We start from the raw sequence: 16,275 nt of genomic DNA on the forward strand, positions 1-16,275 counted from the left end.
TCACCCCTTTGCGCCTTCGCTCGCCGTCGCTGCTGTCGACAGTTGCCATCACATTGGTGCTGGCCGGGGCGAACCCGGCGTCGGCAGAGACGCTGCGCGAGGCGCTGGTGCGTGCCTATCGCGACAATCCGACGCTCAACGCGCAACGCGCGGCACAGCGGGCGAATGACGAGAACGTGCCGATCGCGCGCGCGCAGGGGCGTCCGGGCGTATCGGCGCAGACCGGGCTGACCGACAATTTCCTGCGGGGCGGCAACAGCTTCACCACGCCCGAACGTCGGCTGGATGCGCAATTGGGCGTCACGGTGCCGCTGTATCAGGGCGGGCGCGTGCGCAACGGCGTGTTGGCCGCGGAAACCCGCGTCGAGGCCGGGCAGGCGAACCTGCGCGGGACCGAGGCGACGACCTTCACCGACGTGGTCAGCGCGTACAACAACGTGATCCGCGACGAGGCGATCGTCGGGCTCAACACGCAGAACGTTCGCGTGCTGGAGACGAACCTGCGCGCCAGCCGCGACCGGTTCGAGGTCGGCGATCTGACGCGCACCGACGTCGCGCAGTCCGAGGCGCGGCTCAGCCTCGCGCGTGCGCAGCTGCAATCGGCGCAGGCGACGTTGATCTCCAGCCGCGAGAATTATGTCCGGCTGGTCGGCTCGCCGCCGGGGGTGCTGGAAGCCCCGCCGCAGCTACCCGCCTTTCCGCCATCGGCGGACGGCGCGGTCGATGTGGCGATCCAGGACAATCCGAACCTGATCGCGGCGCGGCATGTCCGCGACGCCACCGATTACGACATCCGCGTCGCGCGCGCCAATCGCCGGCCGCAGGTGAATGCAACGCTCGGGCAGAATTACTTCAACTTCCTCGGCTCGCTCGGGCAGGGCAGCGCGGCCGGGCTGGGTAACGTGCAGACCGGCAATGCCACCAGCGCGGGCGTGACGCTCAGCCTGCCGCTCTATCAGGGCGGGCGGCCGGGTGCCTTGGTGCGGCAGGCGCAGGAGTTGCGCGGGCAGGCGATCGAACAGGCGACCGCGACCGAGCGGCAGGTGATCGCCTCGGCGCGTTCCGCCTTTGCGGTTTGGCGCTCATCGCTGGAGGTGATCGCCTCGAGCGAAGCGGCAGTGAACGCCAACAAGCTGAGCCTCGAGGGCGTCCGCGCCGAAAATAGCGTCGGGACGCGTACCGTGCTCGATATCCTCAATGCCGAGCAGGAATTGCTCAACAGCCAGGTCACGCTCGTCTCGGCGCGACGCGACGCCTATGTCGCAGGCTTCGCGTTGCTGGCGGCGATGGGCCATGCCGAAGCCGAGGATCTCGGTCTGGACGGCGGGCCGCTGTACGACCCGACGATCCATTACGCCAAGGTACGTGGCAGGCTGAACGATTTCGACGACGGGCAACGTGCGGTTCCGGTGTCGCGCAGCACCGCCGACAGCCCGGCGCAGACCGCGGTCGTGACGCGTCCGCTCGACCCGCTGCTCGAAAGCAATGTTGACAGGACGCCTGCATTGACGACAGGTGTCGACACTCCACGCCCGTGAGACGACGGGCAGCGTTACGAGGTCGACCCGATGGGTGATGTGAGCGGCGAGCCGTCGATGGAAGACATTCTCGCCTCGATCAAGCGGGTCATCAAGGAGGGCGAGGCGCCTCCGGCAAGGCGCGCGCCTGCGCCGCCCCCGCGCGACGAAGACGAACCGACCGGCGACCAGATCCTCGAACTCAACGAGCCCCTGTCGGCGCCCGAGCCGTTGCCGGCGCCCGAGCCGGTAGCGCCGCCCCCGGCGTCGTTCGCGCCGCCACGCGTTTCGCAGCCGTTCGACGGGCGCGTCACCGTACCGGTCCCGCCGGCCCCGGTGCTCAACGACGCCGCCGAACCTGCACCGGCACCCGCACCCTTTACGGCGGCATCGCCACTGATCGACGAGCCCTCTGTCGTGTCGGCGGCGACGGTCCAGGCGACACGTGGTGCGCTGGGTGCTCTGTCGAAGCTGATCGTCAAGCCCGATCCGGACAGCGACGGCACGCTGGAGGGATTGGTGCGCGAGATGCTGCGACCGATGCTGAGCGACTGGCTCGATCAGAACCTTCCGAACCTGGTCGAGCAGATGGTGGCGCGCGAGATCGCCAAGATCACCAAGCAGGGCTGATCGCACCCAACATCGGGTGCTTTCGGCGCCGGAGAAGCGCCTCACGAGATTGTCTCGTACGCGACCTTCTGCTTTATCATCGCGCGCATGAAGATGCTGACCTCCGCGACTCTGCTCGCGCTTGCCGCCACTACCGCCGCGCCCGCCATCGCCCGGCAGCTCACCATCGACGACGTCACCACGCTCAGCCGGGTCGGTGCGCCGACGATGTCGAAGGACGGGCGCTGGCTGGTCTGGGCGCAGCGCGAAACCGATGTCGCCGCCGATCGCGGGCGCTACGACCTCTGGAAGCTCGACCTGACCCGCAAGGGTGCGCCGCCGGTGAAGCTCGCCGCCGATCCGCAGCTTGACGAGAACGACCCGCAACTGGTCGGCAACACCGTCTATTTCACCGCCGACGACGCGCTATGGTCGGTGCCGGTGGCCGGGGGCACGCCGCGGCGGCTGACCGACTTCAAGGGCGGGTTCAACGGCTTCAAGGTCGCGCCGACCGGCGACCGCGTGCTGATCTGGGCGGATCGTCGCCCCGGCGCGCCGTCGCTGGAGCCCGCCACCGACAAGAAGGCCGCCAATCCGGGCAGCGGGCGCACCTACGATCAATTGTTCGTGCGGCATTGGGATACATGGGCGGACGGCAATCGCTCGCAATTGTTCGTGCTTCCGCTGACCGCCGCGGGTGCGCGCGGCAACGGGCGCGCGCTCGCCCCGGCACTGCTCGGCGACACACCGTCCAAGCCGTTCGGCGGCGCGGAGGAAGTGAACTGGAGTCCCGACGGACGCACCGTCTATTTCGCGCTGCGTGAGCCGGGGCGGATCGAGCCGCTGTCGACCAACCTCGACATCTTCGCGGTCCCCGCCGACGCCAGCGCCGCACCGACCAACCTGACCGCCGCCAATCAGGCGACCGATACGCAGCCGGCGGTGTCACCCGATGGGCGCAAGCTTGCGTGGCTGGCGATGCGCCGCGCGGGCTATGAGGCGGATCGCTTCGTCGTGATGGTGCGTGATCTTGCGTCGGGGCAGACGGTCTCGCTGACCGAGCGCTGGGATCGCTCGCCGGGGTCGCTGCAATGGGCGCCCGACTCGCGCTCGCTCTACGTCACCGCCGACGACACGCAGGAAACGCCGCTGTTCCAGGTCGATGTCGCGCATGGGCAGGTGACGCGGCTGACCGGGGAAGGGCATGTCTCGGCTGTCGCGGTCGGTGCGCAGGGTGTCGTGGTGGCGATGAACAGCCTGACCGCGCCCGACGATTTCTACCGCGTCGGGCCGCAGCGCAGCACGTTGCGGCTGACGCAGGTCAACGCCGCGCGACTGGCCGGCATCGATATGCCGACGGTCGAGCGCTTCAGCTTCAAGGGCGCGAACGGTGACATCGTCTGGGGCTATGCGGTGCAGCCTTATGGCGTCGCGGGCAAGGTTCCGGTCGCGTTCATGGTCCACGGCGGGCCGCAGGGATCGAGCAACAACAGCTGGTCCTACCGCTGGAACCCCGCGGTATTCGCGGGGGCCGGTTACGGGCTCGTCGCGGTCGATTTCCACGGCTCGACCGGGTACGGTCAGGCATTCACCGATGCGATCCGCAACAATTGGGGCGGCTGGCCGCTCGAGGATCTGCAAAAGGGACTCGCCGCCGCGACGACCAAATTCGCGTGGCTGGACGGCGACAATGCCTGCGCGCTCGGCGCCAGCTACGGCGGCTATATGATGAACTGGATCGAGGGACGCTGGCCCGATCGCTTCAAGTGCATCGTCCAGCACGACGGCGTCTTCGACGCGCGCGCCATGGCCTATGAGACCGAGGAACTCTGGTTCGACGAATGGGAACATGGCGGGAAGGCCTATTTCCAGGACCCGCAGGCATTCGAGAAGTGGAACCCCGTCAATTACGTCGACAAGTGGAAGACGCCGCAACTCGTCATCACCGGCGAGAAGGACTTCCGCATCCCCTATACGCAGGGTCTGGCGGCCTTCACCGCGCTCCAGCGGCGCGACATTCCCTCGCGCTTGCTGGTGTTCCCGAACGAGAACCATTGGGTGCTGAAGCCGTCCAACTCGCGGCAATGGTATCGCGAGGTGCTGGGCTGGATGGATCGCTGGACGAAGGGCGCGCGCTAGGCCGCGGACAAAAATGGGAAGAGTTCACGCTCTTCCCATGCGAGCCGCATCCGCATCCGCTGCTGCAGCTTGAGCACCGCTTTGGCATAGCTGTCCCATTCGCCGGGGATGCGCGCCGGCGGCCAGGCGCGGACGTGTGCGCTATATTCGGCGAGCAGCGCCTGCATGTCCGCCGCCAGCGCGGCGGCGAGCGGCGCACCGGGCAGCGTCCGCCCGGTCTCCATGTCTTCGTCGGCGCGGTGCCGATGCAGCAGGTGCGAGAAGAGCACGCGCTCGCGCAGCATTTCTGCCGCGACCGCTTCGTGCCCACCTGCCAACAGCGCGGCATAGCGTTGCATCGCCGCACGGATCGCATCGTGATCGTTCTGGAACTTCGCCATTCGGTCGGTCTTTCCCCCGACTCCGCTGCTAGGCCACTCAGGTTAAGCAAGTGTTGGCCGGCGGCTTCTCAGCGCGGTTTGCTGTGGCTACAGACACGGACATGACCGAGCTTCCGAAGACCTTCGACCCCGCCGCCATCGAATCCAAATGGTATGCCCATTGGGAGGACAAGGGCCTGTTCCGCCCCGATCGTCCGAATGCCGAGCCGTGGACGATCGTCAACCCGCCGCCCAACGTGACGGGTTCGCTGCACATCGGCCATGCGCTCGACAATACGTTGCAGGATATCCTGACGCGCCACGCGCGGTTGAAGGGCAAGGATGCGCTCTGGGTGGTCGGCACCGATCACGCCGGGATCGCGACGCAGATGGTGGTCGAGCGGCAGATGGCCGCCGCGGGCGAGAAGCGCACCGACCTGTCGCGCGAGGCGTTCGTCGACAAGGTGTGGACGTGGAAGGCGGAAAGCGGCGGGCAGATCACCCGCCAGCTGCGCCGGCTCGGCTGCTCCATGGACTGGGCGAACGAGCGGTTCACGATGGACGAGGGCTTCAGCAAGGCAGTGCTGAAGGTGTTCGTCGAGCTGCACGCGCGCGGTTTGCTTTTCCGTGACAAAAGGCTGGTCAATTGGGACCCGGGCCTCGGCACCGCGATCAGCGACCTCGAGGTCGAGACGCGCGAGGTGCGCGGCAGCTTCTGGCATTTGCGCTATCCGCTGGCGGATGGCTCGGGCCATATCGACGTCGCGACGACGCGTCCCGAGACGATGCTCGCCGACATGGCGATCGCGGTGCACCCCGAAGACGAGCGTTATCGCGCGTTGGTGGGGCAACAGGTGCGGCTGCCGATCACCGGGCGGTTGATCCCGATCGTCGCGGACGAGCACGCCGATCCGGCGCTCGGCTCGGGCGCGGTGAAGATCACGCCGGGGCATGACTTCAACGACTTCGAGGTCGGCCGCCGCGCCGGGATCGAGGCGCGCGACATGCTCAACATGCTCGATGCACAGGCACGGGTGGTACAGACCGCCGACGCGCTGATCCCGGCCGAGTTCCTGGGGCTGACCACCGCCGAGGCGCGCAAGGCAGTCGTCGCGCGGCTGAAGGCCGAGGGCGTGCTGATCCCGCATCTCGACAAGGACGGCGTCGAACATGACGCCGAAGCGCGCACGATCCAGACGCCTTACGGCGACCGCTCGGGGGTGGTGATCGAGCCGTGGCTGACCGACCAATGGTATGTCGACGCCGCGACGCTCGCCAAGCCGGCGATCGAGGCGGTGCGCTCGGGCAAGATCAAGATCGTCCCGAAGACGTGGGAGAAGACGTTCTTCAACTGGATGGAGAATATCCAGCCGTGGTGCGTGTCGCGGCAATTGTGGTGGGGGCATCGCATCCCGGCGTGGTTCGCCGACGATGGCCGCATCTTCGTCGCCGAGAGCGCCGAGGAGGCGCAGCGCCAAGCGGGTGATGGCGTAGCGCTGCGGCAGGACGAGGACGTCCTCGATACGTGGTTCTCCAGCGCGCTCTGGCCGTTCGCGACTTTGGGGTGGCCCGATGCCGCAAATAAGCCCTCTCCCCTCCGGGGAGAGGGTTTGGGTGAGGGGTTGGTGTCTCACGGAGAGGCCGGTCTCGGTGAGACCTCGGCCCCTCACCCCACCCTCTCCCCGGAGGGGAGAGGGCTAGAAACGCTCCACGGTCGCTACCCCAACGACGTCCTGATCTCCGGCTTCGACATCCTGTTCTTCTGGGATGCGCGCATGATGATGCAGGGCATCGAGTTCATGGGCGATGTGCCGTTCAAGACGCTTTATCTGCACGGGCTGGTCCGCGCGGCCGACGGCGCGAAGATGTCGAAATCGAAGGGCAACACCGTCGATCCGCTCGGGTTGATCGACGCCTATGGCGCGGACGCGCTGCGCTTCTTCATGGCGGCGATGGAAAGCCAGGGCCGCGACATCAAGATGGATGAGAAGCGCGTCGAGGGCTATCGCAACTTCGCGACCAAGCTGTGGAACGCCAGCCGCTTCGCGCAGGCGAACGGCATCGGCGGGTCGACGACGATCGAGCCGCCGGTCGCTCGCCACGCGGTCAACAAGTGGATCGTCGCCGAGACGGTGGCGACGGTGCAGGCGGTCGACCTCGCGCTTGCCGACTATCGCTTCGACGCCGCGGCGAACGCGATCTATCAATTCGTCTGGAGCCGGTTCTGCGACTGGTATCTCGAATTGATCAAGCCTGTCTCGAGCGCAGTCGAGAGGGGCGGGATCGACGACGAGACGAAGGCCGTCGCGGGCTGGGTGCTCGATCAGATCCTGATCCTGCTCCACCCGTTCATGCCGTTCATCACCGAGGAATTGTGGCACGCGCTCAGCCCCCGCGCGCATGAACTGATCGTCGCGCACTGGCCGATGGCCGATGCGCGCGCGCTCGATCCGACAGCGGTGGCGCAGATCGGGCGGGCGATCGAGCTGGTCGAGGCGGTGCGCGGCGCGCGCGCCGAACTCAACGTCCCGCCCGGCGCGAAGATCGCGCTGCACACCGGCGCCGGGGAGGTGCCGGCGGAAATCGCGCCGTATGTCGAGCGGCTGGCACGCGTGACGCTGACCGCGGGCGAGGCGCACGGCGCGCGTGCGCCGATCCTTTGGGGGGCGGAGACGTTCGCGCTCGCACTGGACGGCGTGATCGACCTCGATGCCGAGCGGCAGCGGTTGCAGAAGTCGCTGGCGGCGGCGGAGAAGGAGCGCGATGCGCTCGCCGGGCGGCTGGGGAACGCCAGTTTCGTCGAGCGCGCCAAGCCGGAAGCGGTCGAAAAGGCGCGCGCCGATCATGCCGAGAAGAGCGCCGATGCGGAGCGGTTCGCGGCGGCGCTGGCGCGGCTGGGATAGCGCTTTCCACCGTAATCGTCTTTGACGCGGCAACTACAAGGATCGGCGGCGGTTGAGTGATTTATGTCGCTTTCCACCGCCCCCTACGCCGTCGTCGTCGAAGACGATCCTATCATCATGATGGAAACGACCTTCATCCTCGAGGATGCGGGGTTTCGCGTTCACGAAAGCTTCGATGGTCACGAAGCGGTCGCCTTGCTCGGCAAGCATTGGGAAAGCGTCGTGCTGCTGTTCTCCGACGTCGATATGCCCGGCGGGATGAACGGCTTCGCGCTGGCGCGGCATGTCGCCGAACATTGGCCGCAGATCGAGATCGTCATCGCGTCCGGCCACGTCTGTCCCGAAGAAGGTGACATGCCCGACCGGGCGACGTTCATCCCCAAGCCGTTCAACCAGCGGATGGTCCACGAACATCTCGCCGAGATCATGCCCGACGACAAGAAGCCCGAGCCGTTGCGGAAAGTGATCTAATCGCCGACCGTCAGCGACGCCCGACCATCGTCGGCCTTGCCGGTCAGGCCCGGAACCTCGTCGAGCTGGCGCAGGTCGGTGAAGCGGCCACGCTCGCCGCGATAACGAACGATATCGAACCCGTGGCCCTCAAGCCCGGGGATCGCGTCCAGCCCTTCGGCGGAGGCGGTGTTCACGTTGACAAGCGGCGTGTCGGCCATACGCGTCTCCCTGAGGCGGCGAGACCGTTCCGCCATCGTCATGGTGACGAAGCGAGCTCCTGACGCCATCCGCCGTGACTTGAATTTTTGATTCGACCGGTTGAACCAACACTATCTGTTCCCCGACGAAGGCCGGGGCCCAGTTGGGAGGCGTCAATGATGCGCATTGCGCTTCATCTTCCTGACTTCCCCACCTGAACCCCAAACTTCAGCTTCGGCGGATCACACCTTACATGCCGTTCTTCAGGTTGGTGTCGGGGTCGTTGGTCCGCATGTCTTCGGCCTTCTTGTCGCCAAGGTCGCGAACCGCGTCGGCCTTGTTCTCCAGTAGATCCTCGGCCGCGTCGTTGTCGACGTTGTCCGCGGCATCCTCGAGATTGTCCGCCACCGCTTCGGCATTCGCCTCGATATTGTCGGCGGCCTGCTCGCGCGGGCTCGAGTTGCACGCGGTCAGTGACGCCACGCCGGCCAGCATCGCGATCGCAAACAGCTTCTTCATGAAATTCCCCTTCGTTGGAGGTGACACCTCAACAGCGTAGAAGCATCGTCGTCATCCGATTGTTCCCGCGGCCGATTTCGCGCGAGCGCGCGGCAGATCGCCCGAGATCGTGCACGCAAGCACCACCCAACGTCCGGTACGGCGGACCGTCCTGACCTGCCACGCCTGCTGCGTCTGCTGCAGGAAGGCGCGCTGCAGGTGCGCGGCATGTTGCGTGAAGTCGTGAAAGTCGATGCGATGATGGGCGAGCACCAACGTTCCGCCGCGACGCAGCGCCCGTGCAGCGTCGCGCGCGGTGCGTGCCATCGCGCGGGGCGACAGATAATAGAGCAGTTCGGCGATCACGATCGCGTCGTAGCACGCGCGGGGCAGCCGTGCGGGCACCGCGAGCCGAAGCGCGCGCGCACGGGGAGCGCCGTCGCGCAGCGCCGCTGCCACCAGCCGTGTCCCCGCAATGGTCGCCTCGGTCGCATCGAGCCGCAAGGCGCGCGCCGCCAGCGCACGGCTGTTCGATCCATTGCCCGCGGCCAGTTCGAGGATGCGGCCGTGCGGGCCGGCGCCGATCGCGTGCAGGATCGCGGCGCGCTTGATCGCCTCGTCGCGGTCGGAGAAGGTCCGCCACGGATCGGGATCGTTCGTGAAGGTGCGTTCGAACGCGTCGAGCGTGATCGGCCTCACCGTCCGGCCGCCCGCGCGAACACTTCCTGCGGGCGACTGAACGCGGCGATCTGCTGCGCGGTCATCGCGAATCCACCTGGGTCGTCGGTGATCCGACCGGCCTGCGTGCGATAGCTGCGGATCGCGTGACGCTTGGCGAGACGTTCCTGTGCGGACAGCGCCAGGATGCGCGCGCCTCGCAGCTGCTGCCCCGCGGGCCACACCGGATAGCGCCACCATTGCACGTTCGGCTGCCGCACCGCCGCCGCCGCGACCACGCGGTGGTCGGGATGCGCATCGGCCGGGGAGGGGACGAGCGCAAGCGACGGCGTCGGCAGTGCCCGCACGGCTCGCGTGATGCTCCGACGAATATCCGCGGCATGAGCACCGAGCCGTCCGTCGGGCAGGCCGAGGAAGGCGATGGCGCTCGCCGGCACGCCCGCCCGCCGCATCGCACGGCGCGTCTCGCGCTGGCGCTCGCGGATCAGTCGCTGGCGCGGCCACGCCTTGCTCGCGGGGTGCGATGCCGCACCATCGCTGACGACGAGGATCGCGACGCGCACGCCGCGCCGGGCGAGCCGCGCGATCAGGCCATGCGCCGCGATCGCCTCGTCATCGGGATGCGGCGCGACCACCAAGAGTGCGCGTGCGCGGCCGGGATCGAACCTCACAAAGTCGGCCGCATGATACCGGACGCGACCGCCGCGCCGACCTGCATCCGCTGCGCGTCGGGACCGGGTTGGCGCAGGTACATCGCCAGGTCGGTGATCGTCGCGGAGAGCGGATGCTCGAGAAACAGCGCGGAGACACCGACCGCCTCCTGCGCGAGCCCGAGCGCTTCGCCGCCCGCCGCATACACCGACGCGCGCGCCGCGGCGACGAGCGGCAGGCGCGCGGCCTCGTCGACGAACCATGCTTCGCTGGCCCGGCGCACCGCCGCAGCGGCGCTCTCCGCCAGCCCGAAGAGTCGCGCCAGTCGACCGGCCTGATGCGGGTCCGCCGCGCGGTCGAGCGCCACCAGATGGTCGCGCACCCCGTCGACCAGCCGCGCGATCCCGCCGGCCTGCACTGCGGTGAACCGGAGCGCGCCACCGCTGAACCACGGCTCGCGCACATAGTCGCCGGGCGCGCCGATCAGCGCGTCGGGGTCGACGGAGACGTCCTGCCAGCGCACGACATGCGACTCCGATCGCTGCATTCCGGCCACGCGCCAGATGCCGCGATCGATCGACGGTGGGGCAGTGGCCAGATCGAGCAACACCAACTGGCGCCCGGCCGCCACATCGACGCTGACCAGCGCGTGTGTCAGGATGCCCGCGCCCGATGCGAAGCTCTTGCCGCCGCTCAGCCGCTCATCGTCGAGCCGAAGCGCTTCCCCACGAAGATCCGCGTTCCAGACACCGAGCATCGCCCCGCCGTCGATCGCCGCGGCCAGCGCACGGTGCTGTGCCGGCGTGCCATAGCGCGTGACGATCTGCACCGCGTCGACATGCCCTTCGAACAATCGACCGAGCGGCAGGTCTTCGCGCCCGACCTCGTACAACAGCCGCAACAGCCCGAGCAGCGCCGCGGCATCTTCCGGATCGCGCGCCGCGCGATGGGCGCGGGTCATCGCCGGAAGGCGCACGCGCAGGTCGCTCACGCTGCCTGCGCCGGGATCGTGCCGTCGATCAGCGCGGCGAGCGTGCGCTCGGCGGTCGCGAGCGAAACCTGCCGCATTCCCGCGGGCGCCTCGGGCACCACGCGCATCGCGAACGCCTCCGCATTCGGGCAGTCGCGGGCGACGCCGCGCAGATGGTCGAGACTCAGTCGGAGTGGCGCGACGAGCAGCGAGAGATCGCTGGCGGCAAACGCGCGGCGGGCCAGCACGTGGTGCCGATACTGCCAAAGCTGGTCGTCCGGATCGGTGACGCGCACGCCGTCGCACCCGGTGCGATCGAGCATCTGGAGCGCGGTCGCCAGACCGCCGACGGCGCGCCCATGCCGCCGCGCCGACGTATGGACGATGCTGGCGGCATCGCGACGCACGCGCAGCCCGGCCCGCGACGCATCGTCCAGCAGCCGCGCATCCTCGCCGCTCGCCACCGGCGCGAATCCGCCCAGCGCCTTATAGGTGTCGACGCGCATCGCCATGTTGGCGCCGCTGGCGTGATGATGCGTCGCGCACGCCTCCCAGCCGAGCGGGTCGATCCGGCGACGCAGCGCATAGAGGCGCGCGTAATAACGCTCGATGCGATCCTGCGCGCGATCCTGGGGACCGGCGCGGCGCTGGACGTCACCCGCGACCAGATCGGCCGCATCGAGCGCGGCGACCGTCGCGAGCAGCCAGTCGGTGCCGGGCCAGCTATCGGCATCGGTGCTGAGCAGGATATCGCCGCCGCGTGGCACTGCTGCGATGCCGAGCGTCATTGCGGCGTGGCGCGCGATCCCGGCGTTGGCGGCCGACCCGCCGACGCTGGCGACGTGAACCCGGTGACTAGCGCGTCCGGCATAGGCCATGGCGACCTCGGCGCTCCGATCGGTACATGTGTCGAGCAGCACGCAGACATGCACCGTCGTGCCGGCAGGGACGGCAAGCCGCTCCAGCGCCTCGAACAACCGCGGCAGCCGCGCCGCCTCGTTTCGCGCCGGAACGCAGATCGCCATTGCGGGCGGAGCGTCGCGCGCCCCCGCCGCGTCGCTCAAGCGCGCAGCTCGCCTTCGTCGCCGCCGTCCCAGTAACGGATGCGATCGGCGCGAACCTTGATCATCATCACGTCGGGCGTGTCGATGCCTTCGGGGAAGTAGCGGTCGAGATCCTTGGTCCAATGCGCCTCGAACTGCGCCTTGTCGTCGATCAGTTCGGCTGTGCCCTCGACTGCGACGAACAGCGGCGGTCCACCAAGCATTCCTGCGGCGCCGGTGTAGCTGAGGCAGACCTGCGGCACGCTGCGGATGTCCGAAACCTTGCGTGAATTGCCGTACGAGAAGAAATAGCTGTCGCCGGTATAGTCGACATCGCCGTTGTTGCTCATCGGGCGGGCGGTCGTCACGCCGTCACCCGACTGCGTCGTCAACATCGCGAAGTCGAGTTTGGCCATCTTCTTCGACAGCTCTTCCAGCGTCAGCTCGGCCATGCCCGGTCATCCTCTTTATCGACAGCGTCGCAACGATTAGCCGCACGCCATGTCGGATCACCAACGTAACGGTCGCACCGTGACCTTTGTTCATGCTCTTTCTAGTTGATCCCCATCAACTTGCGCGGCCCCGGTCAGCTCGCCCTCGTCGACGTCGGGCTCCGCCTCCGCACCGACACCGCGCTCCAGCCGCGCTTCGTCCGCGGCGAGCGTCGCGGCATCCTCCTCGGTGATCCCGAAGCGCGCGGCAACATCGGGTGCGAAGCGCAACAGGTCCGGGCGCAGCCGCAGCAGGCTGAGATCCTTGGACTTGCCCTCCATCATCACGTCGAACACCAATCCCTCGGCCATCCGCATGAACGTCGCGAACTCGAACGGATTGGTGAAGTCGGCATGTCCGGTCCACACCGGCGGTCGCAGCACGGTCTTGACGCGCGCGCTGGCCTTGACCGGCGCCTTCAGCACCTCGCCCTTCTTCGCCTTTGCCGTCCCCGCCTGTGCCGCCGCGCGCGCCTTGGGCGTGATCTTCTGCTTGATCTCACGCAGCTCGGTGCGCGGCGAGGAGAAATGGATCTTCGGTCGCACACCCGCCGGCCAGGTGGCGAGGAAGCGTTCCAGCGTCTCGCGCATGTCCAGCCGCTCGGGGTTCAGACACCACATGTGCTGGTAGTCGAAGATCAATCGCACGCCGGTGCGTTCGTGGATCCACAGCACATCGGCGGCCGAGAAGCGGATGTCGTCATTCTCGAGCACCAGTCGCTGCCGAACGTGCTCGGGGCATTGCTCCCATCCTTCTATCCAGCGCGCGCGGCTCGCCTCATGATCGTCGTACACGCCACCGACATGCGTGATCATCACGGCTTCGTCGTCCAGCGCCATCCGATCGAGCATCTCGGCCTGACTCGACAGGTCCCAGATGCTCTTCCTGGTCAGCTCGGGGTTTGGCGAGTTGAGCAGGACATATTGCGACGGGTGAAACGACAGGCGCATGTCATACGCCTTGGCCTTCGCGCCGAACGCGCGAAGCTCCGCATCGCTGTCCGCGACCATCGAGTGGAATTGCGGCATGTCGGGATGCGTGGCGTAGGGCGCGATGTCCGACGACAGCCGGTACATGTCCAGCTTCTCGGACTTGAGGTAGTCGAGCACCGCGTCGAGCAGTTCGAGCGAGCATTTCAGATGCGGGTTCTTCTGCCAGCGCCGCGTGTCCTGGCTCTTGAGATCGGGTCGGCCCATCACCTTGACGGGAAAGCCGAGACGAAGCGGACGATCGGGATCGGTCATTCGGTCACTCCCGCTTGTCGCACGCTCACGTTATCTTGTTGAGAAAGCCTGCTCTTCATCCGGACGCCAACGCAGCATGGGCCGTGCGGCTCCGTGCGCTTGTCGCGTGCCCGGGTCCGGTGGCCGCCTGTTGCCGTCGCCGCACCGATGGCGGTAACGCAGCCCGACAGAAGCAGCGATCGTGCTGGACCGGGGATCGACGTTATGCGCGTGCTGCTGATCGGATTGGGCGATATCGCCCGCAAGGCGTACCTTCCGGTCCTGTCCCGACGCACCGATCTCGACCTGCATGTGGCGACCCGCGATGGTGAGGTTCTCGACGAGGTCGGCCGCACCTTCCGCATCGCGCATCGCTACACGAGTGCCGCCGAGGCGATGCGCGCGACCACGTTCGACGCCGCCTTCGTCCACGCGGCCACCGTTGCGCATGGCGACCTCGTGCGGCTCCTGATCGAGTACGGCATTCCCACGTTCGTCGACAAGCCGCTCGCCGACAATCTCGCCGAGGTGGAAGCGTTGGTCGCGCTCGCCGCTGCGCGCGCCACCCCGCTCATGGTCGGGTTCAACCGGCGGTTCGCCCCCGATTATGCCGCGCTGAAGAGCGTCGACGCCAGCCTCATCACGATGGAGAAGCACCGCCACCGCCAGCCCGACCGACCCAGGCGGGTCGTCTTCGACGACTTCATCCATGTCGTCGATACCTTGTTGTTCCTCGCGCCGGCGCCGGTGCTCCGCCGCACGATCGACACCCATGTCGTCGACGGAATGCTCCACGCGATCACACTCACGCTGGCGGGCGATGGCTTCACCGCGATCGGCACGATGCATCGCGACAGCGGGCTCGACGAGGAACGGCTCGACGTCATCGGCGGTGGTGCGCGACACACCGTCCTCAACCTCGCCGATCGCGTCGAGGCGCGCGGCACGCAAAGCTTCCATCGCCGCGGCGACTGGCATTCGGTCGGACGGCAACGCGGCTTCGAGGCGATGTGCGACGACTTCCTGCGCGCCGCGCGCGAACGTCGCCCGGTCGACGCCGCCAGCCTGTTGGCGACGCACGACACCTGCGAGGCGATCGTCCGCCACGCGGAACGCTAGAATTTGATCCAGCTGGCTTGAACCCTCTCTAATTGTACCCCGGCGAAGGCCGGGGCCCGGTTGGGAAGGCCTAGGCGATGAAGCGCGACGCACATCGATGGCCTGCTCCAGCGGGGTTCCGGCCTTCGCCGGGGTACACGTCAGGGTTGATGGATCACACTTTAGTCAGCCTGTGTACCGAGCCGCCGGCACGCCCTGCGCTGCGGGGAGAGTGTCGATGTCGGACGATTCCGCCCAGAGATTGAGCCCACCGTCATCGGCCGCCTTGTCGATCGCGGCGAGTTCGTCCGCGGCGAAGTCCAGCGCCTTGACCGCATCGAGCGAGTCATCGAGCTGCTCGACCGTACGCGCGCCGATCAATGCCGAAGTGACGCGCGGATCGCGCAGCACCCAGGCGATCGCCATCTGCGCCAGCGTCTGCCCGCGCGCGCCCGCGATGTCGTTCAACGCGCGGATGGCCGCCAGATTCTGCTCGGTCAGCAAGGTCTGCGACAGCGATCCACCGCGGCTGGCGCGGGCATCTTCGGGAACGCCACCCAGATACTTGTTCGTCAGCATCCCCTGCGCCAGCGGCGAGAAGGCGATGCAGCCGGTGCCAAGCTCCTCCAGCGTGGCAAGCAATTCCCGCTCGATCCAGCGGTTGAGGATCGAATAGCTCGGTTGATGGATGAACAGCGGCACCTTTTCGTCGGCGAGGATCTTCGCCGCCTGTCGCGTCAGCCCGGGTTCGTAGGACGAAATCCCGACGTACAATGCCTTGCCCTGCCGGTGCAGTTGCACCAGCGCGCCCATCGTCTCTTCCAGCGGGGTCGTCGGATCGACGCGGTGCGAGTAGAAGATGTCGACATAGTCGAGCCCCATGCGCTTCAGGCTCTGGTCGCAACTGGCGATCAGATACTTCTTCGACGATCCGATATCGCCGTACGGGCCGGGCCACATGTCCCACCCGGCCTTGGTCGAAATGATCAGCTCGTCGCGATGCGGATGGAGATCGGCGGCCAGCACGCGCCCGAAATTCTCTTCGGCCGATCCGTAGGGCGGGCCGTAGTTGTTGGCGAGGTCGAAATGGGTGACGCCGCGATCGAACGCACGGCGCAGGATCGCCCGCCCCGTTTCGAACACGTCGGCGGCACCGAAATTCTGCCACAGCCCCAGGCTGATCGCCGGAAGCTTCAAACCGCTTCGACCGGTGCGGCGGTACGGCATCCTGCCGTCGTAACGATCGGGGAGGCGGCATAAGGGGTGCTGAACGGCATGATGGCTCCTTCTCGATGCCCAACGCGCGACGTCCGAAGCGTTTCACCGCAGCCCGGCGGAATTCCGGCAAAGCGTCCGGTCGGTTGCGCCGGAACCGCTGCGCCGCCATGCCCGTCGGATGGCCGTCAGCCAGCCCGGCGCTGGCTGGGATCGCGGCTGCTGCGCG

Annotated in this window: 16 protein-coding genes; 6 read left to right on the forward strand and 10 right to left on the reverse strand. The window is 67.5% G+C overall.

The window, feature by feature from the left end; genetic code table 11:
- Positions 1-8 precede the first annotated feature (8 nt).
- The 3 genes from QP166_RS04085 (at position 9) to QP166_RS04095 (ending at position 4,265) form a co-directional block, all read left to right on the forward strand.
- Entirely contained in the window at positions 9-1,538 is a 1,530-nt protein-coding gene (locus QP166_RS04085) for a TolC family outer membrane protein (protein WP_333914752.1), read from the forward strand.
- Positions 1,539-1,568: 30 nt separating this feature from the next.
- On the forward strand, positions 1,569-2,147 hold the full coding sequence (locus tag QP166_RS04090) for a DUF2497 domain-containing protein (RefSeq protein WP_333914753.1): 579 nt from the start codon (positions 1,569-1,571) through the stop codon (positions 2,145-2,147).
- A gap of 87 nt (positions 2,148-2,234) precedes the next feature.
- Positions 2,235-4,265, forward strand: coding sequence for a S9 family peptidase (locus QP166_RS04095; protein ID WP_333914755.1), 2,031 nt, complete (start codon positions 2,235-2,237; stop codon positions 4,263-4,265).
- On the opposite strand, the gene QP166_RS04100 is transcribed toward QP166_RS04095, so the two are convergent.
- Positions 4,262-4,645, reverse strand: coding sequence for a hypothetical protein (locus QP166_RS04100; RefSeq protein WP_333914756.1), 384 nt, complete (start codon positions 4,643-4,645; stop codon positions 4,262-4,264). The genes QP166_RS04095 and QP166_RS04100 overlap by 4 nt on opposite strands.
- A gap of 101 nt (positions 4,646-4,746) precedes the next feature.
- Between QP166_RS04100 and QP166_RS04105 the strand changes: the two genes are divergently transcribed.
- Together QP166_RS04105 and QP166_RS04110 are read left to right on the forward strand one after the other, a co-directional pair.
- The gene (locus QP166_RS04105) at positions 4,747-7,527 is read left to right on the forward strand and encodes a valine--tRNA ligase (protein WP_333914757.1); all 2,781 of its coding nucleotides are present in this window, start codon (positions 4,747-4,749) and stop codon (positions 7,525-7,527) included.
- Positions 7,528-7,590: 63 nt separating this feature from the next.
- Positions 7,591-7,998, forward strand: a complete 408-nt coding sequence (locus QP166_RS04110) for a response regulator (protein WP_333914758.1) — start codon at positions 7,591-7,593, stop codon at positions 7,996-7,998.
- Here QP166_RS04110 and QP166_RS04115 read toward each other — a convergent pair.
- The 8 genes from QP166_RS04115 to uvsE form a co-directional block, all read right to left on the reverse strand.
- On the reverse strand, positions 7,995-8,198 hold the full coding sequence (locus tag QP166_RS04115) for a helix-hairpin-helix domain-containing protein (RefSeq protein ID WP_333914759.1): 204 nt from the start codon (positions 8,196-8,198) through the stop codon (positions 7,995-7,997). The two genes, QP166_RS04110 and QP166_RS04115, sit on opposite strands and share 4 nt — an antisense overlap.
- A gap of 229 nt (positions 8,199-8,427) precedes the next feature.
- A complete protein-coding gene (locus QP166_RS04120) occupies positions 8,428-8,697 on the reverse strand; it encodes a hypothetical protein (RefSeq protein WP_333914760.1) in 270 nt (89 codons plus the stop codon).
- 51 nt (positions 8,698-8,748) lie between these two features.
- Positions 8,749-9,375 (reverse strand): methyltransferase domain-containing protein, encoded by a 627-nt coding sequence (locus QP166_RS04125; RefSeq protein WP_333914761.1) that lies wholly within the window; start codon positions 9,373-9,375, stop codon positions 8,749-8,751.
- Entirely contained in the window at positions 9,372-10,025 is a 654-nt protein-coding gene (locus tag QP166_RS04130) for a PIG-L deacetylase family protein (protein WP_333914762.1), read from the reverse strand. The genes QP166_RS04125 and QP166_RS04130 overlap by 4 nt, the downstream gene beginning before the upstream one ends.
- Complete coding sequence (locus QP166_RS04135) at positions 10,022-10,996, reverse strand: acyl-CoA dehydrogenase (protein ID WP_333914763.1); 975 nt, start codon at positions 10,994-10,996, stop codon at positions 10,022-10,024. The genes QP166_RS04130 and QP166_RS04135 overlap by 4 nt, the downstream gene beginning before the upstream one ends.
- A complete protein-coding gene (locus QP166_RS04140; protein WP_333914764.1) occupies positions 10,993-12,039 on the reverse strand; it encodes a glycosyltransferase in 1,047 nt (348 codons plus the stop codon). The genes QP166_RS04135 and QP166_RS04140 overlap by 4 nt, the downstream gene beginning before the upstream one ends.
- Entirely contained in the window at positions 12,036-12,470 is a 435-nt protein-coding gene (locus QP166_RS04145; protein ID WP_333914765.1) for a pyridoxamine 5'-phosphate oxidase family protein, read from the reverse strand. The genes QP166_RS04140 and QP166_RS04145 overlap by 4 nt, the downstream gene beginning before the upstream one ends.
- A 90-nt stretch (positions 12,471-12,560) precedes the next feature.
- Entirely contained in the window at positions 12,561-13,754 is a 1,194-nt protein-coding gene (uvsE, locus tag QP166_RS04150; protein ID WP_333914766.1) for a UV DNA damage repair endonuclease UvsE, read from the reverse strand.
- Positions 13,755-13,958: 204 nt separating this feature from the next.
- Between uvsE and QP166_RS04155 the strand changes: the two genes are divergently transcribed.
- Positions 13,959-14,852 (forward strand): Gfo/Idh/MocA family protein, encoded by an 894-nt coding sequence (locus QP166_RS04155; RefSeq protein ID WP_333914767.1) that lies wholly within the window; start codon positions 13,959-13,961, stop codon positions 14,850-14,852.
- Between the two features lie 165 nt (positions 14,853-15,017).
- Here the strand turns inward: QP166_RS04155 and mgrA are convergent, their stop codons facing one another.
- Entirely contained in the window at positions 15,018-16,028 is a 1,011-nt protein-coding gene (mgrA, locus tag QP166_RS04160) for an L-glyceraldehyde 3-phosphate reductase (RefSeq protein WP_333914768.1), read from the reverse strand.
- Between the last annotated feature and the right edge of the window lie 247 nt (positions 16,029-16,275).

The sequence above is a fragment of the Sphingomonas sp. LR60 genome, assembly GCF_036855935.1.
Taxonomy (GTDB): domain Bacteria; phylum Pseudomonadota; class Alphaproteobacteria; order Sphingomonadales; family Sphingomonadaceae; genus Sphingomonas.

Excerpts from the sequence above, each read along its gene's own strand:
- uvsE (WP_333914766.1), bottom strand. The coding sequence starts at position 13,754 with ATGACCGATCCCGATCGTCCGCTTCGTCTCGGCTTTCCCGTCAAGGTG.
- QP166_RS04115 (WP_333914759.1), bottom strand. The coding sequence starts at position 8,198 with ATGGCCGACACGCCGCTTGTCAACGTGAACACCGCCTCCGCCGAAGGG.
- QP166_RS04100 (WP_333914756.1), bottom strand. The coding sequence starts at position 4,645 with ATGGCGAAGTTCCAGAACGATCACGATGCGATCCGTGCGGCGATGCAA.
- QP166_RS04105 (WP_333914757.1), top strand. The coding sequence starts at position 4,747 with ATGACCGAGCTTCCGAAGACCTTCGACCCCGCCGCCATCGAATCCAAA.
- QP166_RS04155 (WP_333914767.1), top strand. The coding sequence starts at position 13,959 with ATGCGCGTGCTGCTGATCGGATTGGGCGATATCGCCCGCAAGGCGTAC.
- QP166_RS04095 (WP_333914755.1), top strand. The coding sequence starts at position 2,235 with ATGAAGATGCTGACCTCCGCGACTCTGCTCGCGCTTGCCGCCACTACC.
- QP166_RS04090 (WP_333914753.1), top strand. The coding sequence starts at position 1,569 with ATGGGTGATGTGAGCGGCGAGCCGTCGATGGAAGACATTCTCGCCTCG.
- QP166_RS04120 (WP_333914760.1), bottom strand. The coding sequence starts at position 8,697 with ATGAAGAAGCTGTTTGCGATCGCGATGCTGGCCGGCGTGGCGTCACTG.
- QP166_RS04145 (WP_333914765.1), bottom strand. The coding sequence starts at position 12,470 with ATGGCCGAGCTGACGCTGGAAGAGCTGTCGAAGAAGATGGCCAAACTC.
- QP166_RS04110 (WP_333914758.1), top strand. The coding sequence starts at position 7,591 with ATGTCGCTTTCCACCGCCCCCTACGCCGTCGTCGTCGAAGACGATCCT.